Genomic DNA, 22,452 nt, shown 5'->3' on the forward strand with positions numbered 1-22,452 from the left:
CGTGCGCTTTTCTCGCTCGCCGGGCGACTGCCTAGAATTGGCCGGTGACCGAATCGACCGCGCATCCCGACAGCAGCCCCACCGCCCTGCCCAAGGCCTGGGATCCAGGTGCGTACGAGGGTGAGCTCTATCAGGGATGGGTCGACGCCGGATACTTCACCGCCGACCCGACCAGCGACAAGCCGCCGTTCTCGATCGTGTTGCCACCGCCGAACGTCACGGGGTCGCTGCACATGGGACACGCCCTCGATCACGTGTTGATGGACGCCCTGTGCCGGCGACGCCGCATGCAGGGCTACGAGGTCCTGTGGCTGCCGGGCATGGACCACGCCGGTATCGCCACCCAGAGCCTGGTGGAGCGAGCGCTCACGGCCAAGGGCGAGAACAAGGACGACCTCGGTCGTGAGGAGTTCATCGATCGGGTCTGGGCGTGGAAGGCGGAGTCCGGTGGCACCATCGGCACGCAGATGCGCAGCCTCGGCGACGGCGTCGACTGGTCGCGCGAACGCTTCACGATGGACGAAGGTCTGTCGAAGGCCGTGCAGACCGTCTTCAAGCAGATGTACGACGACGGCCTCATCTATCGCGCCGAACGGCTTGTGAACTGGTCGCCCGTCATGAAGACGGCCATCAGCGACATCGAGGTCAAGTATTCCGATGTCGAGGGTGAGCTGGTCAGTTTCCGTTACGGCTCCCTCGATGACAACGAACCCCACATCGTCGTGGCCACGACCCGTCTCGAGACGATGCTCGGTGACACCGCGATCGCCGTGCACCCGGACGACGACCGGTACCGGCACCTGGTCGGCACCGAACTCGAACACCCGTTCGTCGACCGCAAGATCCCGGTGGTCGCCGATGACTACGTCGATCCCGAGTTCGGCACCGGCGCGGTGAAGATCACCCCCGCCCACGACCCCAACGACTTCGCACTCGGATCTCGCCACAATCTTCCGATGCCGACGATGATGGACGAATCGGCTCGCGTGGCCGGGACCGGCACCGAGTTCGATGGTCTGGACCGCTACGAGGCCCGCGCCAAGATTCGCGAAGTGCTTGCACAGCAGGGTCGCATCGTCAAAGAGGTGCGCCCGTACCTGCACAGCGTCGGTCACTCCGAGCGCAGTGGTGAACCGATCGAGCCGCGCCTGAGCATGCAGTGGTGGGTTCGCGTCGAGACGCTGGCCAAGGCCGCCGGTGACGCCGTCCGCAGTGGCGAGACGGTGATCCATCCGAAATCACTCGAACCGCGCTGGTTCGCCTGGGTCGACGACATGCACGACTGGTGTATTTCGCGTCAATTGTGGTGGGGGCACCGGATTCCGGTCTGGTATGGACCCGACGGCGACATGGTCTGTGTCGGACCCGATGAAGAGCCGCCTGCCGGATACGTCCAGGACAACGACGTACTCGACACCTGGTTCTCGTCGGGTTTGTGGCCCTTCTCGACGATGGGCTGGCCCGAGGTCGGCGACGAACTCAAGAAGTTCTATCCCACTTCGGTTTTGGTGACCGGATACGACATCATCTTCTTCTGGGTCGCCCGGATGATGATGTTCGGCACGTATGTGGCCGACGAACTGGGCAAGCAGATCGGCGCCGATGCGCCGGTCCCGTTCCGGAACGTCTTCCTGCACGGACTGGTGCGCGACGAACACGGCAGCAAGATGTCGAAGTCGAAGGGCAACGGCATCGACCCGCTCGACTGGGTGAAGCAGTACGGCGCCGACGCACTCCGGTTCACGCTGGCCCGCGGTGCCAACCCCGGCGGTGACCTGTCCGTCGGCGACGATCACGCGCAGTCGTCCCGGAACTTCGCGACCAAGCTGTTCAACGCGACCAAGTTCGCGTTGATGAACGGTGCTGTGGTCGGTGAACTCCCAGCGCGCGGCGATCTCACCGACACCGACCGCTGGATCCTGGACCGGCTCGAACAAGTCCGTCGCGACGTCGACGCCGGCTTCGAGGCCTACGAGTTCTCCAAGGCCTGTGAGGCGTTGTACCACTTCGCGTGGGACGAGTTCTGTGACTGGTACCTCGAATTGGCGAAGGTGCAGTTCGCGCGTGACGACGAAGCGCGTTCGGCCGCAACCAAAGTCGTGCTCGGCAACGTCCTCGACGCGCTGCTGCGGATGCTGCATCCGGTGATGCCGTTTGTCACCGAGGTGCTGTGGAAGACACTCACCGGCGGTGAATCAGTGGTGATCTCGCAGTGGCCGACCGATTCGGGTGTTGCGACGGACACCGTTGCGGCAAACCGGGTCACCGACACCCAGAAGCTGATCACCGACATTCGTCGCTTCCGCAGCGACCAGGGTCTCAAGCCGTCGCAGAAGGTGGCTGCCGAACTGATCGGCCTCGACGAGGCCGATCTTGCCGGCCAGCGCGACTACATCGACTCGCTCGCCAAGCTGACGCCTGCCGACGACGATTTCTCGGCGACCGCGACCATCGAGGTGCGTCTGCGAGCGACCACCGTCACGGTGAAGATCGACACCTCGGGCACCATCGACATCGAGGCCGAAAAGCGGCGACTGGCAAAGGATCTGGCTGTCGCCGAGAAAGAACTCGAGACGACCACCAAGAAGCTGGGCAACGAGCAGTTCCTGGCGAAGGCGCCGGACGCCGTGGTTGCCAAGATTCGTGAGCGGCAGCAATTTGCCCGAGATGAAGTCGTCAGGGTCACCGCGAAGATCGAGGCGATGGGTTCCGGATCGTGACCGAACCCCGAAACCCCGACCATCAGGCCCCGACCGCCGAAGACCTCGCCGAGATGGCCGAGGTCGAGGCACTGCTCGACACCCGCTGGCCGGAGACCCGGATCGAACCATCCCTGGCCCGGATCTCGGCGTTGATGGATCTGTTGGGTTCGCCCCAGAAGGGCTACCCGTCGATTCACATCGCAGGCACCAACGGCAAGACGTCGGTGTCGCGGATCATCGATGCGCTGCTCACCGCACTGCATCGGCGCACCGGCCGGATCACCAGCCCGCACCTGCAATTGGCCACCGAGCGGATCTCGATCGACGGTCTGCCGATCTCACCGCGGACCTATGTGGACACCTATCGCGAACTCGAGCCGTACATCGACATGATCGATGACCGGTCGATTGCCGCGGACGGCCCCCGGATGAGCAAGTTCGAGGTGCTCACGGCGATGGCGTACACCGCATTCGCCGAAGCGCCGGTCGAGGTTGCCGTGGTGGAGACCGGGATGGGCGGGCGATGGGACGCGACCAATGTCATCGACGCCACGGTGTCGGTGATCACGCCGATTGCACTGGACCACAGCGACTTTCTCGGTGACACACTCACCGCGATCGCGGAGGAGAAGGCCGGCATCATCAAAAAGGCGCCGGATTCACTGGTGCCGACCGATCCGGTGACGATCCTGGCGGTGCAGACACCCGAGGTCGCCGACGTGTTGTTGCGGGCGGCGGTCGAGGCCGATTCGTTTGTCGCGCGTGAGGGCTCGGAGTTCGCGGTGCTCGAACGGCGCACGGCCGTCGGCGGGCAGTTGCTGACGTTGCAGGGTCTCGGTGGCGAATACCCCGAGGTCTTCCTGCCGCTCCACGGCGCCCATCAGGCGTCGAATGCGGTGCTGGCACTGGCCGCGGTGGAGGCGTTCTTCGGCGCCGGAGCAGATCGGCAACTCGATGTCGAGGCTGTCCGCGCCGGATTCGCCGCTGTCACCAATCCGGGCCGCCTCGAACGCGTGCGCTCGGCGCCGACGGTCTTCCTCGACGCCGCGCACAATCCGCACGGGGCGGCAGCGCTGGCGACGGCACTTGCGGAGGAGTTCGATTTCCGACGCCTCATCGGTGTCGTCAGCGCGATGGCAGACAAGGACGTTGCCGGGTTGCTGCGCGCCTTTGAACCGATTTTCGACGTCATCGTGTTGACGCACAACGGTTCCCCGCGCGCGATGGATCCAGAACTCCTCGCCGAGGTGGCGATCTCGATCTTCGGCGAAGAGCGGGTCAAGGTCCATGGCTTCCTGCCCGACGCGGTCGAGGCCGCCATCGAGCTCGCCGAGGAAAGCCTCGACGACAGCGGAATGATGTCGGGAACAGGCGTGGTGATCACCGGGTCGGTGGTGACCGCGGGTGCCGCGCGCACACTTTTTGGTAAGGATCCGGCATGAGCGACAACGACTCCACCGACTCCCAGGGGTCGGCTCCGCAGCGGTTCACCGCCCCGAGCGTGGATCCGTGGCGGGGTTTTCGTGGCGTGATGGCCGGGACCCTGATCCTCGAGGCCATCGTCGTCGCACTGGCCTTTCCCATCGTGTGGCGGGTCGGTGGGGGACTGACACTGTGGTCAAGCCTCTACCTCGGCGTGCTCACGCTCGCCATGATCCTCGGTTCCGGACTGCAAGGCCGGAGTTGGGCGTTGCCGTACAACCTTGCGCTGCAAGCCATCACGATTGCCGGCTGGGCGATTCATTGGTCCATCGGCGTTGTGGGTGTGGTATTCGGGATCGTGTGGTTGTACATCGCATATATCAAACGTGATGTGCGATTGCGGATAGAACGCGGGCAGCTGAACGGCCAGGAACCGATAGAAGGCTGAATGTCCGGGCACAGGGACGTCGTTGCCGGACCGTGACCTGAAAAGCGGGCATATGGGGTGTCGCCGAGCGGTCGGCGCTGACAAGATCGCCTACACATCGTCTGCTGGCTAATCCGCCTCCTGTGATCGAAAGGTCTGTGCTCTTTATGTCGCGTACCCGGAAGTTTGTCCCTGCCGTATTCGCCGCGCTCGGTGCTGTTGCCTGCATCGCCACCGGGTTGGTCGTGGGAACCGGGGCGGCGTCGGCCGAGGCCGGCTCGCCGATGCCGGTCGGTGGCAGTCAATGGGGATACATCGCCACGCATGCACTCACCGAACGCGCCGCCGACATGAACCTGCCGGAGTTCGTCTCATCGATCCCGGTGCCCGAGGAATACAAGCTCGCGAACCTGGCCATGGCAGCGCGGTTCGACAGCGCCGTGGATGAGGCACTGGCCTCGCAGGGTGGTTGTGTGCAGGTTGTGGTCGATCCGGCTCCCACCGGCGGTGGGGTCTTCAGCTACGGATTCTTCGCGGTCACCGGCGAGTACTGCCAGCCGTAAGGCGGCGCGGGCCTCAGGTTAGGCTTGTTCAGTGACTGAACGCACTCTGGTACTGATCAAGCCCGACGGTGTGAACCGCCAACTTGTTGGCGACATCATCGGCCGAATCGAGCGAAAAGGCCTGTCGCTGGTGGCGATGGAGCTCAAGACCGTCAGCGATGGCATCGCTGCGGGCCACTACGCCGAGCACGAGGGCAAGCCCTTCTATCCCTCGTTGCTCGAATTCATCACCTCGGGGCCGCTGGTGGCTGCGGTCCTCGAGGGCCCCCGCGCGATTGCCGCTTTCCGGCAGATCGCCGGCGGCACGGATCCTGTGGAGAAGGCCGTCCCCGGCACGATCCGCGGTGACTTTGCACTGAGCACCCAGTTCAACCTCGTCCACGGGTCGGACTCGCCCGATTCCGCGGAGCGCGAAATCGCGCTTTGGTTCCCTGACCTCGGCTGATGGTGTGGCTGTCCTCCGAGTTCGCGACGAACTCGGAGGACTTGGCCGCGACCTCCGGGTTGTGTGGGATACTGGCAGAGGTTGTCGAGCCCGTCGGGCGCCGACCACCAGATGATCAGATCGAATGCTCGGTCCCCAGGTCGCATGGATTCTCATGCGACGTGGCGTGGACATTGTGGCGCTCGAGAAAGTCAATCATCACGCCAGGCATCGCCGGCGGGTGCGGGGAACGTCCCACATCCACCGGGCGAAGCGAGACCTAACAATCCCGGCCGAGTCCGGGTAAATAGCACAGCCCTCGCGTGGCCGCGTTTATCCGCGCCCGGGGGCTTGAGGAGAATACGTGGCCGACACGCAGTCGCCGGACGAACTGAACAACAGCAGTTCGGCGCAAGAGTTTCCGCACAAGATGCGAGTGCATGCACTGGCAAGACTTCTGGGGCTGAGTAGCCGCGAAGTGCTGGTGCACCTGGCCGACATGGGGATTGCAGCTCGCAGCCCCCAGTCGAGCATCGTGCGAAGTACAGCCATAGCTGTTCGCGACAAGATCGCTGCCGGTGAAGGCGCCGAACCGGCGGATTCTGAGGTAGCGGTCGAAACCGCGGACGCATCCACCCCGGCGCCCGAACCCCAGGCGCCGGCAGCTGACGTCCCGGTCGCTGAGCCCGCGGCCCCGGTCGCTGAGCCCGCGGCCCCGGTTTCCGAACCGGACGCCCCGGTTGTCGAGGCACAGGTCCCGGTCGTCGAACCCGAGGTCGCGGCTGTAGAAGCCGACGCCGTTGCCGAATCTGCGCCCCCCGAGGCGCGGGTACGTGCGCCCCGGGCATCCCGCAAGAAAGCGGCCGAGCCGCTCAATCTGTTCTCCGCGGTCGATGAGGACACTGCACCCGCACTGGAGCGTCCCGCAGTGGAGCGGCCCACGTCGGCAGCCGAACATGCCGGATCTCCGCTGTTCTTGTCCGCCGAACCGGCCGCAGCTGCTCAATCAGAGCAGGACCGGGATGAGTCGGACTCCGATACTGATTCCGATGACGACGATGGTGATGGTGGCTCGCGCCGGCGTCGTCGTGGCCGTCGAGGACGTGGCCGCGGGCGCGGTGAAATCGCATCGGCGGATGGAACCGACGAGGACAGTGCCGACGCGCACACCGCTGCCGAGGCGGATACAGAGGAATCGGATGCAGAGACCTCTGACGCTGCCGACTCCGAGGACGAGAAGACCGACTCGGACAAGCCCGAGGTCAGGAGCGGTAACCGCCGCAAGCGCAGCCGGTCGAAGAAGCCCAGGGTCGACGCCGAGGCGGATCAGACCACGACCGCATCCGGTACCGAGACCTCGCGCTCCGACGATGACACCGCCGACGACAAGGCCGATTCCGCAGTGGAATCGTCTGCAGACGATCTGGAAGGCTCAGATGACCGGGCGACCGGTGAGTCGAAGGAGTCGGACTCCGACGACTCGGACGAGTCCGGCGAAGCGGGTTCTGCCAACCGTCGTCGCCGTCGTCGTCGCCGTCGTAAGGGTGGCGAGGGTGGCGAGGGTGATGACACCACCACCACAGACGATCCGCCGAATACGGTTGTGCACGAGCGCGAACCCCGCAACAAGTCGCGTAGCCGCGATCGCGATGAGGTGCAGGGTATTTCCGGTTCGACGCGGCTCGAGGCCAAGCGTCAGCGTCGCCGGGACGGTCGTGACGCCGGTCGTCGCCGTCCGCCGATCCTGAGCGAGTCCGAGTTCCTGGCACGCCGGGAATCGGTTGATCGCGTGATGGTCGTGCGGGAACGTTCCGGTGTTGCCGCGACCGTGACCCACGAGGCGCACGGCGACAACTCGTCCTCGGACGCATCGCAGGCGACCCGTGACTACACGCAGGTCGCAGTCCTGGAAGACGGCGTTCTGGTGGAGCACTTCGTGACCACCTCGAACTCGTCGTCGATGGTCGGCAACATCTACCTCGGACGGGTACAGAACGTCCTGCCCGGCATGGAAGCAGCCTTCGTCGACATCGGTCGCGGCCGCAACGGTGTTCTCTACGCCGGTGAGGTCAACTGGGACGCCGCCGGTCTCGATGGCGGTTCGCGAAAGATCGAACAGGCACTTCGGCCCGGCGACCCGGTCCTGGTGCAGGTCAGCAAAGATCCGGTGGGGCACAAGGGTGCACGCCTGACCACTCAGATTTCTCTGGCCGGTCGCTACCTGGTGTACGTGCCCGGTGGCGGATCGACCGGGATCAGCCGCAAGCTGCCCGACACCGAGCGCAAGCGACTGAAGCAGATCCTCGGCAAGATCGTCCCCGACGACGCCGGCGTGATCATCCGCACCGCGTCCGAGGGCGTCGCTGCCGACGAACTGACCCGCGACATCGAGCGTCTGCAGCAGCAGTGGGAGACCATCAACGCCGCGACGCCTGCGGCAAGCAAGTCGAAGTCGACTGCACCCCAGGCCCTGTACGAAGAGCCGGATTTGCTGGTCAAGGTTGTCCGCGACCTGTTCAACGAAGACTTCAAGAAGTTGATCGTCGAGGGTAACGGCGCCTGGAACGAGGTCGAGGGCTACGTCCGTGGCGTCGCACCTGACCTCCTCGATCGTGTCGAGCGTTTCGAAAAGCCGCATGCGGACTCGCCCGACGTCTTCGACGTGTACCGAATCGACGAGCAGCTGGCAAAGGCGTTGGACCGCAAGGTCTGGCTGCCGTCCGGCGGCACGCTGATCATCGAGCACACCGAGGCCATGACGGTGGTGGACGTCAACACCGGCAAGTTCACCGGTTCCGGCGGAAACCTCGAAGAGACGGTGACCCGCAACAACCTGGAAGCCGCCGAGGAGATCGTGCGGCAGATGCGGTTGCGTGACATCGGCGGCATGATCGTCGTCGACTTCATCGACATGGTCCTCGAATCGAATCGGGATCTGGTGCTGCGCAGGCTCACCGAGGCCCTGGGACGGGATCGCACCCGGCACCAGGTGTCGGAGGTGACGTCGCTCGGACTGGTGCAGATGACGCGTAAGCGTCTGGGCACCGGACTGCTCGAGGCGTTCTCGACCACCTGTACCTGTTGCAATGGTCGTGGGATCATCGTGCACGCGAACCCGGTCGAGATATCCAACGGCGGCGACGACTCGAGCCGTGGTGGCAGTGATTCGAAGCGCCCGCGCCGAAATCGTCGGGGCAGCAAGCCGGATCAGCCGGTCGCCGCGCAGGTCGTCGAGACGAAGCCGACCGCCCACAGTCCGGCCGAACATCCGATGTTCCGGGCGATGGCGAGTCATAACCCGGACACCGATACCGAAACCCATGACGCGCAAGCCGATTCGGGTGCATACGACACGGTGACGTCGTCGGCTGCGGTGGAATCACCGGTGGTCGAGGACACCGCTGTGGTTCCGGAACCACAGACCGAGCCGAAGGCTCCGGAAATCGCTGCCCCCCAGGTTGCGAAGAGAGGGTCGAGGCGCGCGCCGAAATCGATCGTTGTCACCGCAGACAAGGTCGATGAGCCCCCGGTGACGGATGTCACGGTTGCCGAAACCCTGGTGCCGGCAACGAAGGTCGACACCACGGCCGCGGCAGACGACGACTCCTCGTCGCATGCCGCACAAGCACCGACCGGGCACACGACGCCACCCAAGCGTCGGCGCGCGGTACGGCGCAAGCCTGCAGTATCTTCGGCTCCGTCGCAGCCTGCGGTGGTTGTCGAAGCTGCTCCGGCCGCACCCGTCACCACGTCGGGTCCGGTGGGAGCGACCACAGAACCGGCGGTTGCCGTGCGTCGCAAACCGCGCCGCCGTGCGGCCGGACGACCGGCAGGACCGCCGGTCGAAGATTGAAAGACGTCCCGATATGGGAGCTGGTTTGACCTGGTCGGCCAGACTCCCGTAACCTTGCAAAGTCGCCATTCGGCGGACGGATAGCGCTGTGCCCGATGCAGCGCCCGGCCGGATCGGCAACGGGCAAGAGCCCGAATGAACCACGACAGACAGTTAGAGGTAGCTCTCCGATGGCAACGTACGCGATCGTCAAGACCGGCGGTAAGCAGTACAAGGTCGCTGAAGGCGATCTGGTGAAGGTCGAGAAGATTGACAGCAAGCTCGGTGAAACCGTCTCGCTGCCCGTGACGCTTGTCGTCAACGGCGCTGATCTGACCACTGACGCTGACAAGCTGGCGAAGATCTCGGTGACAACCGAGGTCGTCGAGCATGTCAAGGGTCCGAAGATCAAGATCCACAAGTTCAAGAACAAGACCGGCTACCACAAGCGCCAGGGGCACCGTCAGAAGCTGACGGTTCTCAAGGTCACCGGTATCAAGTAAACCAAGCCCACACACTTCTCAGGAGAACAGTCATGGCACATAAGAAGGGTGCATCCAGCTCGCGCAACGGGCGCGATTCGAATGCCCAGCGACTCGGTGTGAAGCGCTTCGGTGGCCAGCAGGTCAGCGCCGGCGAGATCATCGTTCGTCAGCGCGGCACGCACTTCCACCCCGGCATCAACGTCGGACGTGGCGGCGACGACACTCTGTTCGCTCTCTCTGCAGGTGCGGTCGAGTTCGGTGCCAAGCGCGGCCGCAAGACCGTCAATATCGTTCCGGAGCCTGTGCAGGCCTGATCCGGCGCAGCCAGCTTCACAAAGCTATAGCTCCTAAGGGGCGGGCAGGGTCACTCGATCCGGTCCGCCCCTTAGAAATTTCCTAACTCTCGCAAGGTGAAAAATGTCTAGATTTGTTGACCGCGTGACGATTCACGCGACCGCGGGCAACGGCGGCCACGGCTGCTCCTCTGTTCATCGCGAGAAGTTCAAGCCCCTCGGTGGTCCTGACGGCGGTAACGGTGGCAACGGCGGCGACGTGACCCTAGTGGTCGACTCGCAGGTCCACACGTTGCTCGACTTCCACTTCCACCCGCATGCCAAGGCAGGCAACGGCCGACCCGGTGCCGGTGCCAATCGCGATGGCGCAAAGGGCGAACCGCTGATTTTGCCGGTCCCGGACGGCACGATGGTCCTCGGCCCCGACGGCAAGCTCTTGGCCGACCTCGTGGGGGAGGGCACTACATTTGCCGCCGCCTCCGGTGGACGTGGCGGTCTCGGAAACGCCTCGCTCGCCTCCAAGGCGCGCAAGGCCCCCGGCTTCGCCCTCCTCGGTGAAGAGGGTGAGATCCGCGAGCTGGTGCTCGAACTGAAGTCGGTCGCCGACGTCGGACTGGTCGGCTTCCCGTCGGCAGGCAAGTCGTCGCTGGTCTCGGTGCTCTCGTCAGCAAAGCCGAAGATCGCTGATTATCCGTTCACGACGCTGCGACCCAACCTGGGTGTGGTCAACAGCGGTTCGGACATTTTCACGATCGCCGACGTCCCGGGCCTGATCCCCGGCGCCTCGGAAGGTCGCGGACTCGGACTCGATTTCCTACGCCACATCGAGCGTTGCGCGGTACTCGCGCACGTGGTCGACTGTGCGACCCTCGAACCCGGTCGTGACCCGATCACCGACATCGATGTGCTCGAAGCCGAACTGGCCGCCTATCAGCCGGTTCTGAAGTCCGACACCGGTCTCGGCGATCTCGCGAGCCGACCGCGCGTGGTGATCCTCAACAAGATCGACGTGCCCGATGCCCTTGAACTCGCCGAGTTGATCAAACCTGAACTCGAACAGCGTGGCTGGCCGGTCTTCATGATCTCGGCTGTCACCCACAAGGGCCTCAAAGAACTCACGTACGCACTTGCCGACCAGGTGCGGCAGTACCGGATCGATAACCCGAAGCCGGTTGCCCGTCGACCGGTGATCCGCCCGATCGCCACCGACGACAACGGATTCTCGGTGATCGCCGATCCGGACGAGCCCGGCGGCTTCATCGTCCGCGGTACGCGGCCGGAGCGCTGGATCAAGCAGACGCAGTTCGGGAACGACGAGGCGGTTGGCTACCTCGCCGACCGACTCAGTCGACTCGGTGTGGAGGCGGAACTGGTCAAACAGGGTGCCGAGGCCGGATGCGTCGTCACCATCGGCGACGTCTCGTTCGAATGGGAGCCGCAAGTTGCTGTGGCCGAAGACTTCCCGATGAGTGGTCGTGGGTCGGATATCCGACTCGACCGCCCCGACCGGATCGGAGCCGCCGACCGTAAGATCGCCCGGCGCCTGCGCCGCGGCCTCGAAGTGGAACTCGAGGATCCGGACGAGTCGTGACCAGCGTTACCCGGCAACAGATCACCGGTGCCCGCAGCATCGTCGTGAAGATCGGCTCGTCCGCGCTCACCGAGTTGACGACGGGCCTGGACGTCGGTCGGCTCGACGCGCTTGCTGACGCACTCGAAGCGCGGATGCGCGCGGGATCGGACGTCATCGTGGTGTCGTCCGGTGCCATCGGTGCGGGTATTGCGCCGCTGGGTCTGAAGGTTCGGCCCAAAGATCTGGCGACCAAACAGGCGGCCGCCAGCGTCGGTCAGCTCGCGCTGGCGCACGCCTGGAACACGTCCTTCGGCCGCTACGGCCGGACGGTCGGGCAGGTGTTGCTGACCGCGCATGACGTCTCGCTGCGCGCTCACCACGCCAATGCACAACGGACACTTGATCGGTTGCGCTCGCTGGGTGCGGTGGCGATCGTCAACGAGAACGACACCGTCGCAACCAACGAGATCCGGTTCGGCGACAACGACCGGCTTGCCGCACTGGTGGCGCATCTGGCCGGGGCGGATGCCCTGGTCCTGCTGTCGGATGTCGACGGACTCTACGACGGTGACCCACGTAAGGGGGACGCCACGTTCATCCCCGAGGTCGGCGGACCCGAAGACCTCGACGGTGTCATCGCGGGTAGCGGTGGCGCACTCGGTACCGGAGGGATGGCTTCAAAGCTCTCGGCGGCCCGGTTGGCAGCTGACGCCGGACTCCCGGTCTTGCTGGCGGCAGCGGCCGATGCATCCGCTGCACTGACCGATGCCTCGGTGGGTACAGCGTTCGCGCCGCGCCCCCAACGCCTCTCGGCCCGCAAGTTCTGGGTTCGGCATGCCGCAGAGGCCACCGGTCGCCTGATCCTCGATGACGGGGCGATACGCGCTGTCGCCCGCTCGCGGCATTCGTTGCTGGCAGCGGGCATCGTCGCCATCAAGGGGCGCTTCTACAACGGTGATGTGGTGGATCTCGCGGATCAGAACGGGCAGACCCGGGCACGGGGCGTCGTTGCCTACGATGCCGGGGAAGTGGCCCAGATGATCGGGAGATCAACGTCAGACCTACCTGCGGACTTTCGCAGGCCGGTGGTTCATGCCGACGATCTGGTGGCGCTGTAGAGGTTGTCCTGGTCCTGGCTCAACACCTCGAGTACCTGTGAGCAGGAGCCGTCGATCTTGAGCGTGGCAATCTCGTCGCCGCGGGTAGACCCGCGGTTGACGATGTAGATGGGTGTGCCGCTGCGCCAGGCCCGCCGAACAAAACGCAGACCACTCATCACCGTCAGTGAAGATCCGAGTACCAGCAACGCGTCTGCGTCGTCGACCATCGCAAAGCCTTGCTCGACAATACTTTTCGGCACGCTTTCACCGAAGTAGACGATGTCGGGTTTCAGGATTCCGCCACAGGCCGGACAGTCGACCATGATGAAGTCGGCGGTGTCGGCGACCACGACATCGGCATCCGGAGCCACTTCGATGGCGCCCCGGCCACGGATGCGGGTGACATACCCGGCGTTGTGTGGTTCGAGCAGATCTGCGAGCCGATGGCGGGACATCACATGCGCGCAGCTCAGACAGCGGACTCGACCGTAGCTCCCGTGGAGGTCGAGCACGGCCCGGTTCCCGGCCTTGAGATGCAGCATGTCCACGTTCTGGGTGATGATGCCGCTGATCCGGCCGTCTCGCTCCAGGGCGGCGAGCGCGCGGTGTCCGGCGTTGGGGAGCGCGGCATCCATGTGCCGCCAGCCGATGTGATTGCGGGCCCAGTAATGACGGCGGAATTGTGGCGAACTCAGGAACATCTCGATGGTCATCGGCGTCCGGGCCGGGGCATCCGGACTGCGGTAGTCGGGGATACCGGAATCGGTCGACATGCCGGCCCCGGTCAGCACGAGTGCGCGCTTGCCTGCGAGCTGATGACGGAGTTGCTGCATCCGCGCAGGGAGGTCGGTGTCGGGATCGGTGGGCTCTGCAGGTGCCCACTGCACCGGGCGGGTTCGCACGACGTCCAGGGTACCGGTGGGTTGTGTGTGCCCGCCGCGGTGCGATATCCCCAACGCAAAACTCGGCACCCCATGCACTGGGGTGCCGAGTTCTTCTTGCTCCGGTCCGGCCGACGAGGACACCGAAGCCTCCGGGCAACTGGCGCATCGCACGTGCACCAGACAGCGCTACCCGGCGAGGTCCCGGAGGCGGCGGGTCTGCGCGTGGCCGAACCGCGTCAGGCGCCGACGGCGACCAGCGGGTAGACGCCGTTCTCGTCGTGGGTCTCATTGCCGACGACGGGCGGGTTGAAGACGCACAGCATGCGCATCTGCGTATCGGCGGTGACGGTATGGCGCTCGTTACCGTTGAGCAGATACATCGAGCCGGGGCCGAGCGGATACTTCTCGCCGGTCTCTCGGTCGAGAAGTGTTCCCTCGCCCTCGATCAACCAGACGGCTTCCACATGGTTGGCGTAGTGGAACTCATTGTCCGTTCCGGCCTTGATGGTGGTCTCGTGGAACGAGAAGCCGACCAGGTCGCCGCCGAGAACGATGCGCTTGGAGCGCCAGTTCCCGTTGTCGGCGGTGATGTCGCGGTCAGTGTCGGTGATGTCCTGCGTCGTGCGCACAATCATTCGAAAACCTTTCTGTTGCAGTGGAGTTCGTCAGAACTCAGGAGTAGAGAATGTCTGTGGTCGCCTGGGCGAGAATTGCCAGACCCTGATCGAGCTCGGCGTTGGTGATCGTCAGCGGCGGCAGCAGCTTCACAACCTGATCGGACGGTCCTGCCGTTTCGACCAGCAGGCCACGGTCGTAGGCGAGAGCGCAGACCTTGGCGGCCTTGTCGGCATCGTCGAACACCAGACCCTGGACCATGCCGCGACCGCGGGTGCTGATGCCCTTGTGCGTGCTGCACAGCGAGATGAACGCATCACGGATCCGTTCGCCCTTGGCCAACGTCTCCTTCTCGAAGGTGTCGTCGGACCAATAATGCTCGATGGCCTTCGTGGCGGTGACAAACGCGGGGTTGTTGCCGCGGAACGTGCCGTTGTGCTCGCCGGGCGCCCACACATCGAGGTGCGGCTTGAACAGTGTCAGGGCCATCGGCAGTCCGTAACCGCCGATCGACTTCGACAGTGTGACGATGTCGGGCACGATGCCGGCCTCCTCGAACGAGAAGAACGCTCCGGTACGGCCGCAACCCATCTGGACGTCGTCGACGATCAGCAGGATGTCGCGACGCTTACAGAGCTCGGACAAGGCCCGGAGCCATTCCGGGCGGGCGACATTGACGCCACCCTCACCCTGCACGGTTTCGACGATGACCGCGGCCGGACGGTTGAGTCCACTGCCCGAGTCGTCCAGGACGCGCTCGAACCAGCTGAAGTCCTCGACCACGCCGTCGAAGTAGTTGTCGAAGGGCATGGGAGTGGCATGCACCAGCGGGATGCCTGCGCCGGCACGCTTCATCGAGTTGCCCGTCACGGAAAGGGCCCCGAGGGTCATGCCGTGAAAAGCATTGGTGAAGTTGATGATCGACGTTCGTCCGGTGACCTTGCGGGCAAGTTTCAGCGCACTCTCGACAGCGTTCGTGCCGGTGGGGCCGGGGAACTGGACCTTGTAGTCGAGTCCGCGGGGGACCAGGATCTTGTCCTGAAATGCCTGCAGGAACTCACCTTTGGCCGTGGTCGACATGTCCAGCCCGTGGGTGATGCCGTCGTTTTCAATGTACTCGAGCAGGGCGGCCTTCAGCAGGGGATTGTTGTGCCCGTAGTTCAAAGCGCCTGCGCCGCCGAAGAAATCGAGATACTGGTTGCCATCACGGTCGGTGACCCAAACGCCCTTGGCGCTTGTGAAGATCGCGGGCCATGCGCGGCTGTAGCTGCGGACCTCGGACTCGCGGGTCTCGAAGATGTTGGCCGAAAAGGTTTCTTGCATTGAGGCAGTCATGTTTCCTCCGATGGGTGCGAAAAGTGCCCGTTTCTCTCACCTGAACGCGTCAGGGAGAACAGGTCGGTTTCGAACTGAGCTGGGAGTGCTGGCTGAACTGGCGGGCGGGTCGATCCCGGCTTCCGCCTTGGTGTGCGGCGTTTGCTACGCCGTAGGCCGCCTTGTGAGGCGGGTGGATGGATCGTGGGGGTCAGCGTCGCGGTGCGACGATGTACAGATCCTCTTGCTCGTGATTGTCCGGAAAATCGTTGGCCGAGAACAGATCTTCGCGTCGGATGCTCATCTCACGGCGATCGGCCAGACCTTGGAACAATGCTTGCGAGGCGTCGTTGTCTGGACTGATGGTGGTGTGCAATGTCGTGATTCCGCGCGGTTCGAGTCGATCCATCAACTGGGCCAACATCTTTCCGGCCAATCCGAGTCCCCGCTGGTCGGCGTCGACGGCAACTTGCCAGACCATCACGACGTCGGGCAATTCGGGACGTAGATAGCCTGTCACGAAACCGACGATTTCACCGTCGACTTCGGCGACAACTGATGTCTGGGCGAAATCCTGACACCACAAAACGTAAGCGTAACTCGAGTTCAGATCGAGAACTTTTGAGTCACGGGCGATTTCCCAGAGCCGGACTCCGTCAGAAACCTTTGGTGAACGAAATGCCACCGCGTCCGGCGCGGAGGTTAGGGTAGCGCTGATCTGAGTTGGGCTCATATCGAATTTCAAGTTAACAAGGCGTCACATCGATGTCACCCACCCAGCGAGATTGGTGCGAAAAGCACCCTACAAACGGCTGATCACCACCTGTTTGTGAGGTGCCTCACAAAATCTTGTCTTCCGAAACTGTTTGCGCTGCATCCCCCGATTTCCGGGTCCGTTGCCGTGACGGGAGAATGGACGCCATGACCCGCATCATCGCAGGCGCTGCCCGCGGTCGGCGCCTGACGGTTCCGGCCGTCGGCACCCGCCCGACGACCGACCAGGTACGTGAGTCGGTTTTCAATATCCTGAGCAATCGGATCGACTTCTCCGGGCTCGTGGTCCTCGACCTCTTTGCCGGATCAGGCGCCTTGGGCCTCGAAGCGCTCTCACGCGGAGCCGCGTCGGCGATTCTTGTCGAATCCGACGCCAAGGCCGCCAAAGTGATCGGTGGGAACATCACGTCCTCGGGCCTGTCCGGCGCCCGCCTCGTCCGCAGGCGCGTGGCCGACCATCTGCGTGCGGGTGCGCCGGTGGCAGACCTGGCGTTCGCCGACCCTCCGTATGACCTACCCGACGAACAGGTCACCGAGATGCTCACCCTGTTGGCCGCGGGGCCGCTGGCTCCCGGGGGTCTGGTGGTGCTCGAACGGTCGGTGCGCAGTGCGGACACCGACTGGCCAGAGGTATTCGGCCATCCGGAGGTCCGCAAGTATGGGGAGACCCGGATCGAAATGGCCGAACTCGGTTGAGTGGACGCGTGCTGCGGGCTGCTAACTTTGCTGTCATGTCCGGAGCCGTCTGTCCAGGATCGTTCGACCCCGTCACCTCGGGGCATCTTTATGTCTTCGAACGTGCCGCGGCCCGATTCGACGAGTTGATCATCACTGTGACGATCAACCCGAACAAGCAGGGCCTCTTCACAGTTGACGAAAGGCTCGAATTGCTGCGGAAGGTGACCGCGCACCTGCCGAACGTCCGCATCGAGAGTTGGCAGGGATTGCTGGTCGATCATGTGCGCGAGCAGGGTTTCGATACCATCGTGAAGGGCCTGCGCGGTGCCGTGGACTTCGAGTACGAACTACCGATGGCGCAGATGAATCGTGATCTCACCGGCGTCGAGACCGTGTTCATGCTCACGGACCCCCGCCTGGCACATGTGTCGAGCTCTCTGGTGAAGGAAGTGGCGAAACTGGGTGGATCGGTCCGCGACTTCTTGCCGCCCGTCGTGCACGAACAGCTGCTCGCAAAGTTGTCCTCCGGCCGCTGAGATCGCGGTGGTCGTCCCTCGTTGCCGCGGTGTTTGGCGACCACTCGGGGGTTTCGGTCGAGCATTCGGCCTACTCTGGACCCCGACACACCGGCCTGGGTTGCGTCGTCACAGCCGCAACATTGGGCACACTAGTCACAGAAATAACACAAACCACCGATCGCAACACGATGAGTGCGTGCCAACCCGGCACGACCGTCAGGGTTTGCGGCGAGGAGTGAGGTAGCTGTGTACCGGGTATTCGAAGCGCTGGACGAATTGGGTGCGATCGTCGAAGAAGCACGCAGTGTTCCGATGACGGCGGGTTGCGTTGTTCCTCGGGGCGACGTGTTGGAACTGCTCGACGACGTCAAGGACGCCATTCCCGGCGACCTCGACGACGCGCAGGATGTGCTCGATCAGCGCGACAAACTGCTGGGCGATGCGCGTCTGCATGCCGACACCATGGTCGGGGAGGCAACCGCCGAAGCGGATTCGTCGCTGGCTCATGCGCGCGCGGAAGCCGACCGGATCCTGGCCGAGGCGAAGTCGCATGCCGACCGCATGGTCGCCGAGGCGCAGTCGCACTCCGGCCAGATGCTGGCCGATGCCACCGCCGAGTCCGAGCGTTTGGCCGCTGCCGCGAGCCGTGAATACGAATCGGTGACCGGGCGGGCGCATGCCGAGGCCGAGCGGATGATCGAATCCGGCAACGCCAACTACGAACGTTCCATCGCCGAGGGCATCGCCGAACAGCAGCGACTGGTCTCCGAGACCGAGGTCGTGCAGGCCGCTCGCTCCGAGTCCGAGCGGATCATCGACGCGGCGCATGCCGAGTCCGATCGTCTTCGCGGCGAATGTGATGTCTACGTCGACAACAAGCTGGCCGAGTTCGAGGAATTGCTGACCGGCACGATCCGCTCGGTGAATCGTGGGCGCCAGCAACTACGTACCGGTGCCGGCGTGCACGACTACGCAGAGCACGTCCGCCGCGGCGATTTCGGTACCGGAATGGCCGTCTGAACCAGCGCATACACCGGATCTGAATCCCGGTTATGTCGGGATTGTCGAATGCGGCTATCCGAGGCGTATCGTGGTTCCTTGTGTCAGCTCGCGAAGGCAGTTCAATACGTCAATCCCATCCCGTAGATGGCCCGTTCTCCCTGGACATCCGTAGTTTGGGTAGACGGGCCGGTTCGATGCGGGAGGTACATCGGGCCATCACCGATGGGCCGCGCATCGGTCTGGATATGATCGCCATCCCGGCAGGCAGTGATGTGGATCTCGACCTCCGCCTGGAGGCCGTCTCCGAGGGCGTTCTGGTCACCGGCTGCGTGAGCGGCGAGACCGAAGGTCAGTGTGTCCGTTGTCTGGAGCCCATCTCCGGCACCGTGAGCGTCTTCCTGACCGAGCTGTACGTCTATCCGGACAGCGCCACCGATACGACGACCGACGCCGACGAGATGCATCGCATCGCCGACGACAAGATCGATCTGGAACAGGCGATCATCGACGCGGTTGCGCTCGACCTGCCAGGGACCCCGGTGTGTAGCGAGGACTGCCAGGGTCTGTGCCCCGAATGTGGCGTGCGGCTCGCAGTGACCGAAGCCGGTCATCGCCACGACAAGATCGACCCACGCTGGGCCGGCTTGGCAGCAAAGTTTGCCGAGGATCCAGAGTCGAAACAGTGACAGAAACCGTCGGGTCAGGTGTGAACGCTCCGGCCGATCATGGCGATCTGCTGGCAGCGGTGAACGTTTCGTTGTCCGATGAAATGTTGGAACTGGCTCTGACGCATCGCTCCTACGCATATGAACACGGTCGGCTCCCGACCAACGAGCGCCTCGAGTTCCTCGGGGACTCAGTGCTCGGTGTTGTTGTCACAGAACACCTTTACCGCACCCATCCCGATCGCGCCGAAGGTGAACTCGCAAAGATCCGCGCCAGCGTGGTCAACATGCACGCACTGGCCGATGTCGCGCGCGGTCTGGGTCCGGGAGGTCTGGGGGCCCACCTTCGCCTCGGCAAGGGTGAAGAGATGACCGGCGGCCGCGACAAGGCGAGCATCCTGGCGGACGGTATGGAGGCACTGATCGGTGCCATCCACCTCGAGCTGGGGCTGGAAACCGCGCGCACCACCGTGCTGGCACTCTTCTCGTCAGCGCTGAGCCGGTCGGCAGCGCTGGGAGCAGGCCTCGACTGGAAGACGTCGTTGCAGGAGCTCACGGCCGAAAAGGCTCTCGGGGTGCCGGTGTACCAGATCACGTCCACCGGTCCGGACCACTGCAAGGAGTTCACCGCGACGGTTCTCGTCGGCGATGAACCATTGGGTTCCGGGGTCGGGAAGACCAAGAAAGAGGCCGAACAGTTGGCCGCATCGACTGCCTGGAAAGCGATTTCCGGGACAGGAGAAGATGCCTGAACTGCCTGAGGTCGAGGTGGTACGCCGCGGCCTCGCCGATCACGTTGTCGGCCGCCGCATCACCTCGGTCGAGGTCCTGCATCCGCGTGCGGTTCGCAGACACCTCGGTGGCGCGCTCGATCTGATCGGAATGCTCGCGGGCGCAACCGTCACCGGCGCACGCCGACGCGGCAAATATCTGTGGCTGGAAGCCGATCCACTTGGCGGCGCAGATCCGTTGGCAGTTGTTGTGCACCTCGGGATGAGTGGGCAGATGCTGGTTCAGCCGGCCGGTGCCGTCGATGAGGTCCACTTGCGGATCAGGGCCACGCTCGACAACGGAACCGAACTGCGATTTGTCGATCAGCGCACATTCGGTGGCTGGATGGTCGACGATCTGATCGCTGCCCCGACGATCGGTGATCCCACCCTCGGCCCGTCGTCGATCGCGCACATCGCGCCGGATCCCTTTGCCGCAGAATATGATCCGGATGCCGTGGTCCGGGTGCTCAAACGCAAGCACACCGAGATCAAGAGGGCGATACTCGACCAGACCGTCGTGTCGGGCGTTGGCAACATCTATGCCGATGAAGCCCTGTGGCGCAGTCGGGTTCACGGCCTGCGGCTCACGGACAAGCTCACGGCAAAGGCGTTGCGGTCGGTACTGGACAACGCCGCAGAGGTGATGGCGCAAGCCCTCGAACAGGGTGGAACGTCATTTGATGCCCTGTACGTCAACGTCAATGGGCAATCCGGTTACTTCGAACGGTCCCTGAATGCGTATGGGCGGGAAGGCGAACCCTGTCGTCGATGCGGCGCGATCATGCGTCGCGAGCAATTCATGAACCGCAGTTCGTTCAGCTGTCCTCGCTGCCAGATCAGACCCCGGGGCTAGCCTGTTCTCAATCCGATGAGCGGGCAGGCATGATCGTGTCATGACCCTCGAACTGACACCGGATGAACTTCTCACCACCACCAGGACCGTGCGCAAGCGGCTCGACCTGACCCGGCCGGTACCGCTGGAATTGATCAAGGAGTGTCTTGAGATCGCACTGCAGGCACCGTCGGGGTCGAACCGGCAGGGGTGGCAGTGGCTGGTCATCACCGATCCCGAGATCCGGGCCACAGTAGGTCGCATCTACGGCGAACTCGTGGACGAGTACCTGGCTTCGGATCAGTCGGCGGCCAAACTCTTTGCCGACGACCCCGAGCGGGCCACCGTGCAGCACCGGATCGGCGGAAGTGTCGCCTGGCTCGGAGAACACATGGGTGAGGTTCCGGTACTCGTCGTCCCCTGCATCAAAGCCGGAAAGAACCTACCGGCGGGCAACCAGGCCGGACTGTGGGGTTCATTGTTGCCGGGCGTGTGGAGTTTCGCCCTCGCGGCACGGGCCCGCGGTCTCGGAACCGCTTGGACCACATTGCATTTGCAGCGCGAAGCCGAGATTGCCGAGTTGTTGGGGATCCCCGCCGGATATCACCAGGCCGCGCTGATCCCGACTGCCTACTTCACCGGTGAGACCTTCAAACCGGCGCCGCGGGAACCACTCGAGAACGTTCTGCACATCAATCGTTGGTGAAACCGCGGGGTGTGGCCGCGGTGCCATTGTGGGCGACCCGCCCGTGGAATTGCGGCCTGGCCGCAGGTGTTAAATATCGACATGACCGCAACCGAACCCATCAACTCTGCCGCGCCCTCGACCACCGAGTTGTGGGTACAGCGCACCGGAACCCGTCGGTACACCGGCCAGAGCAGTCGCGGCGCTGAAGTCCTGATCGGCTCGGACGGGGTCGAGGGCGTGTTCACGCCGGGTGAGCTGCTCAAGATCGCCCTGGCGGCGTGTACCGGAATGAGTTCGGACAAGCCGCTCTCACGCCGCCTCGGTGACGACTACGACGCCACGATCCGGGTCAGCGGTGCCGCCGACCGCGAGAACGAGGTCTATCCGCAGCTCGACGAGGTGCTCGAGGTCGACCTGTCCGAACTCGATCCCGAGGCAGCTCAGCGGCTGCTCGTGGTGGTCGAACGGGCCGTTGACGCGGTCTGCACCGTCGGCCGCACCCTGAAGGCCGGCACCAAGGTCGGTCTGACTGTCGAAACCGAATAGGCGAAACCGAATAGGCGAAACCGATCAGGCGGGACGGAGTAGGTCATGACGGAGTCGGGATCCGAGGTGGTGCGGATGCGGGCCTGGGTGCACGGATACGTGCAGGGTGTCGGATTCCGATGGTGGACTCGCTCGCGTGCGCTCGAATTGGGACTGGTGGGGTCGGCGTCGAATCAAAGCGATGGTCGGGTCCTGATCACCGCCGAGGGTGAGCGCACAGCATGCCAGGGCCTCCTGGACCTGATCGACGCCGGGAAGAGCCCCGGAAAGGTCGACACGGTGGTCACCGATTGGGAACCCCCACGGGGAGACCTGACCGGATTTGTCGAGCGCTGACGGTAG

At 64.1% G+C, this 22,452-nt stretch carries 23 protein-coding genes; 19 read left to right on the forward strand and 4 right to left on the reverse strand.

The window, feature by feature from the left end:
* Positions 1-44 precede the first annotated feature (44 nt).
* The 10 genes from AC1TQG_RS17240 to proB all read left to right on the forward strand — a co-directional run bounded on the left by AC1TQG_RS17240 (position 45) and on the right by proB (position 12,839).
* Positions 45-2,720, forward strand: coding sequence for a valine--tRNA ligase (locus AC1TQG_RS17240; RefSeq protein ID WP_482138938.1), 2,676 nt, complete (start codon positions 45-47; stop codon positions 2,718-2,720).
* A 53-nt stretch (positions 2,721-2,773) separates the two neighbouring features.
* Entirely contained in the window at positions 2,774-4,144 is a 1,371-nt protein-coding gene (folC, locus tag AC1TQG_RS17245) for a bifunctional tetrahydrofolate synthase/dihydrofolate synthase (protein WP_482139877.1), read from the forward strand.
* On the forward strand, positions 4,141-4,572 hold the full coding sequence (locus AC1TQG_RS17250; protein WP_482138940.1) for a DUF4233 domain-containing protein: 432 nt from the start codon (positions 4,141-4,143) through the stop codon (positions 4,570-4,572). The genes folC and AC1TQG_RS17250 overlap by 4 nt, the downstream gene beginning before the upstream one ends.
* 146 nt (positions 4,573-4,718) lie before the next feature.
* The gene (locus tag AC1TQG_RS17255) at positions 4,719-5,114 is read left to right on the forward strand and encodes a hypothetical protein (protein WP_482138942.1); all 396 of its coding nucleotides are present in this window, start codon (positions 4,719-4,721) and stop codon (positions 5,112-5,114) included.
* 31 nt (positions 5,115-5,145) lie between these two features.
* Complete coding sequence (gene ndk, locus AC1TQG_RS17260) at positions 5,146-5,559, forward strand: nucleoside-diphosphate kinase (protein ID WP_482138943.1); 414 nt, start codon at positions 5,146-5,148, stop codon at positions 5,557-5,559.
* 343 nt (positions 5,560-5,902) lie between these two features.
* Positions 5,903-9,391 carry a translation initiation factor IF-2 N-terminal domain-containing protein gene (locus AC1TQG_RS17265; RefSeq protein WP_482138945.1) on the forward strand — a complete coding sequence of 1,163 codons (3,489 nt, stop codon included), beginning with the start codon at positions 5,903-5,905 and terminating at the stop codon, positions 9,389-9,391.
* 170 nt (positions 9,392-9,561) lie between these two features.
* Positions 9,562-9,873 (forward strand): 50S ribosomal protein L21, encoded by a 312-nt coding sequence (gene rplU / locus AC1TQG_RS17270; protein ID WP_482138947.1) that lies wholly within the window; start codon positions 9,562-9,564, stop codon positions 9,871-9,873.
* Positions 9,874-9,905: 32 nt separating this feature from the next.
* The gene (gene rpmA, locus AC1TQG_RS17275; protein ID WP_028463135.1) at positions 9,906-10,169 is read left to right on the forward strand and encodes a 50S ribosomal protein L27; all 264 of its coding nucleotides are present in this window, start codon (positions 9,906-9,908) and stop codon (positions 10,167-10,169) included.
* 103 nt (positions 10,170-10,272) lie between these two features.
* Entirely contained in the window at positions 10,273-11,739 is a 1,467-nt protein-coding gene (obgE, locus tag AC1TQG_RS17280; RefSeq protein ID WP_482138949.1) for a GTPase ObgE, read from the forward strand.
* Complete coding sequence (gene proB, locus AC1TQG_RS17285; protein WP_482138951.1) at positions 11,736-12,839, forward strand: glutamate 5-kinase; 1,104 nt, start codon at positions 11,736-11,738, stop codon at positions 12,837-12,839. Before obgE ends, proB begins: the two co-directional genes overlap by 4 nt.
* On the opposite strand, the gene AC1TQG_RS17290 is transcribed toward proB, so the two are convergent.
* The 4 genes from AC1TQG_RS17290 to ectA all read right to left on the reverse strand — a co-directional run bounded on the left by AC1TQG_RS17290 (position 12,812) and on the right by ectA (position 16,367).
* The gene (locus AC1TQG_RS17290; protein ID WP_482138953.1) at positions 12,812-13,723 is read right to left on the reverse strand and encodes a Sir2 family NAD-dependent protein deacetylase; all 912 of its coding nucleotides are present in this window, start codon (positions 13,721-13,723) and stop codon (positions 12,812-12,814) included. The two genes, proB and AC1TQG_RS17290, sit on opposite strands and share 28 nt — an antisense overlap.
* A 218-nt stretch (positions 13,724-13,941) precedes the next feature.
* Entirely contained in the window at positions 13,942-14,340 is a 399-nt protein-coding gene (locus AC1TQG_RS17295) for an ectoine synthase (protein ID WP_482138955.1), read from the reverse strand.
* A 37-nt stretch (positions 14,341-14,377) separates the two neighbouring features.
* The gene (gene ectB / locus AC1TQG_RS17300; RefSeq protein ID WP_482138957.1) at positions 14,378-15,655 is read right to left on the reverse strand and encodes a diaminobutyrate--2-oxoglutarate transaminase; all 1,278 of its coding nucleotides are present in this window, start codon (positions 15,653-15,655) and stop codon (positions 14,378-14,380) included.
* Between the two features lie 190 nt (positions 15,656-15,845).
* Positions 15,846-16,367: a diaminobutyrate acetyltransferase gene (gene ectA / locus AC1TQG_RS17305; protein WP_482138959.1), complete on the reverse strand. Its 522-nt coding sequence runs from the start codon at positions 16,365-16,367 to the stop codon at positions 15,846-15,848.
* A gap of 188 nt (positions 16,368-16,555) precedes the next feature.
* Between ectA and rsmD the strand changes: the two genes are divergently transcribed.
* The 9 genes from rsmD (at position 16,556) to AC1TQG_RS17350 (ending at position 22,446) form a co-directional block, all read left to right on the forward strand.
* Positions 16,556-17,104: a 16S rRNA (guanine(966)-N(2))-methyltransferase RsmD gene (gene rsmD / locus AC1TQG_RS17310; protein ID WP_482138960.1), complete on the forward strand. Its 549-nt coding sequence runs from the start codon at positions 16,556-16,558 to the stop codon at positions 17,102-17,104.
* Positions 17,105-17,139: 35 nt separating this feature from the next.
* Positions 17,140-17,622: a pantetheine-phosphate adenylyltransferase gene (gene coaD / locus AC1TQG_RS17315; RefSeq protein ID WP_482138962.1), complete on the forward strand. Its 483-nt coding sequence runs from the start codon at positions 17,140-17,142 to the stop codon at positions 17,620-17,622.
* A gap of 228 nt (positions 17,623-17,850) precedes the next feature.
* Positions 17,851-18,624 (forward strand): DivIVA domain-containing protein, encoded by a 774-nt coding sequence (locus AC1TQG_RS17320; protein ID WP_482138964.1) that lies wholly within the window; start codon positions 17,851-17,853, stop codon positions 18,622-18,624.
* A 32-nt stretch (positions 18,625-18,656) separates the two neighbouring features.
* Entirely contained in the window at positions 18,657-19,292 is a 636-nt protein-coding gene (locus AC1TQG_RS17325; protein WP_482138966.1) for a YceD family protein, read from the forward strand.
* Positions 19,289-20,023: a ribonuclease III gene (rnc, locus tag AC1TQG_RS17330; protein WP_482138968.1), complete on the forward strand. Its 735-nt coding sequence runs from the start codon at positions 19,289-19,291 to the stop codon at positions 20,021-20,023. The genes AC1TQG_RS17325 and rnc overlap by 4 nt, the downstream gene beginning before the upstream one ends.
* Positions 20,016-20,897 (forward strand): bifunctional DNA-formamidopyrimidine glycosylase/DNA-(apurinic or apyrimidinic site) lyase, encoded by an 882-nt coding sequence (gene mutM, locus AC1TQG_RS17335; protein WP_482138970.1) that lies wholly within the window; start codon positions 20,016-20,018, stop codon positions 20,895-20,897. Before rnc ends, mutM begins: the two co-directional genes overlap by 8 nt.
* A gap of 40 nt (positions 20,898-20,937) precedes the next feature.
* The gene (locus AC1TQG_RS17340; RefSeq protein WP_482138972.1) at positions 20,938-21,582 is read left to right on the forward strand and encodes a nitroreductase family protein; all 645 of its coding nucleotides are present in this window, start codon (positions 20,938-20,940) and stop codon (positions 21,580-21,582) included.
* An 81-nt stretch (positions 21,583-21,663) separates the two neighbouring features.
* Positions 21,664-22,110 (forward strand): OsmC family protein, encoded by a 447-nt coding sequence (locus tag AC1TQG_RS17345; protein WP_482138974.1) that lies wholly within the window; start codon positions 21,664-21,666, stop codon positions 22,108-22,110.
* A gap of 45 nt (positions 22,111-22,155) precedes the next feature.
* The gene (locus AC1TQG_RS17350; protein ID WP_482138976.1) at positions 22,156-22,446 is read left to right on the forward strand and encodes an acylphosphatase; all 291 of its coding nucleotides are present in this window, start codon (positions 22,156-22,158) and stop codon (positions 22,444-22,446) included.
* Positions 22,447-22,452: the final 6 nt, after the last annotated feature.

It is taken from the genome of Williamsia sp. Y844 (assembly GCF_056786475.1).

Bases quoted from the DNA above. Each gene is read 5' to 3' on its own strand.
- folC (WP_482139877.1), top strand. From the start codon at position 2,774: ATGGCCGAGGTCGAGGCACTGCTCGACACCCGCTGGCCGGAGACCCGG.
- AC1TQG_RS17250 (WP_482138940.1), top strand. From the start codon at position 4,141: ATGAGCGACAACGACTCCACCGACTCCCAGGGGTCGGCTCCGCAGCGG.
- AC1TQG_RS17255 (WP_482138942.1), top strand. From the start codon at position 4,719: ATGTCGCGTACCCGGAAGTTTGTCCCTGCCGTATTCGCCGCGCTCGGT.
- rplU (WP_482138947.1), top strand. From the start codon at position 9,562: ATGGCAACGTACGCGATCGTCAAGACCGGCGGTAAGCAGTACAAGGTC.
- rpmA (WP_028463135.1), top strand. From the start codon at position 9,906: ATGGCACATAAGAAGGGTGCATCCAGCTCGCGCAACGGGCGCGATTCG.
- obgE (WP_482138949.1), top strand. From the start codon at position 10,273: ATGTCTAGATTTGTTGACCGCGTGACGATTCACGCGACCGCGGGCAAC.
- AC1TQG_RS17295 (WP_482138955.1), bottom strand. From the start codon at position 14,340: ATGATTGTGCGCACGACGCAGGACATCACCGACACTGACCGCGACATC.
- ectB (WP_482138957.1), bottom strand. From the start codon at position 15,655: ATGACTGCCTCAATGCAAGAAACCTTTTCGGCCAACATCTTCGAGACC.
- ectA (WP_482138959.1), bottom strand. From the start codon at position 16,367: ATGAGCCCAACTCAGATCAGCGCTACCCTAACCTCCGCGCCGGACGCG.
- rsmD (WP_482138960.1), top strand. From the start codon at position 16,556: ATGACCCGCATCATCGCAGGCGCTGCCCGCGGTCGGCGCCTGACGGTT.
- coaD (WP_482138962.1), top strand. From the start codon at position 17,140: ATGTCCGGAGCCGTCTGTCCAGGATCGTTCGACCCCGTCACCTCGGGG.
- AC1TQG_RS17325 (WP_482138966.1), top strand. From the start codon at position 18,657: ATGTCGGGATTGTCGAATGCGGCTATCCGAGGCGTATCGTGGTTCCTT.
- mutM (WP_482138970.1), top strand. From the start codon at position 20,016: ATGCCTGAACTGCCTGAGGTCGAGGTGGTACGCCGCGGCCTCGCCGAT.
- AC1TQG_RS17340 (WP_482138972.1), top strand. From the start codon at position 20,938: ATGACCCTCGAACTGACACCGGATGAACTTCTCACCACCACCAGGACC.
- AC1TQG_RS17345 (WP_482138974.1), top strand. From the start codon at position 21,664: ATGACCGCAACCGAACCCATCAACTCTGCCGCGCCCTCGACCACCGAG.
- AC1TQG_RS17350 (WP_482138976.1), top strand. From the start codon at position 22,156: ATGACGGAGTCGGGATCCGAGGTGGTGCGGATGCGGGCCTGGGTGCAC.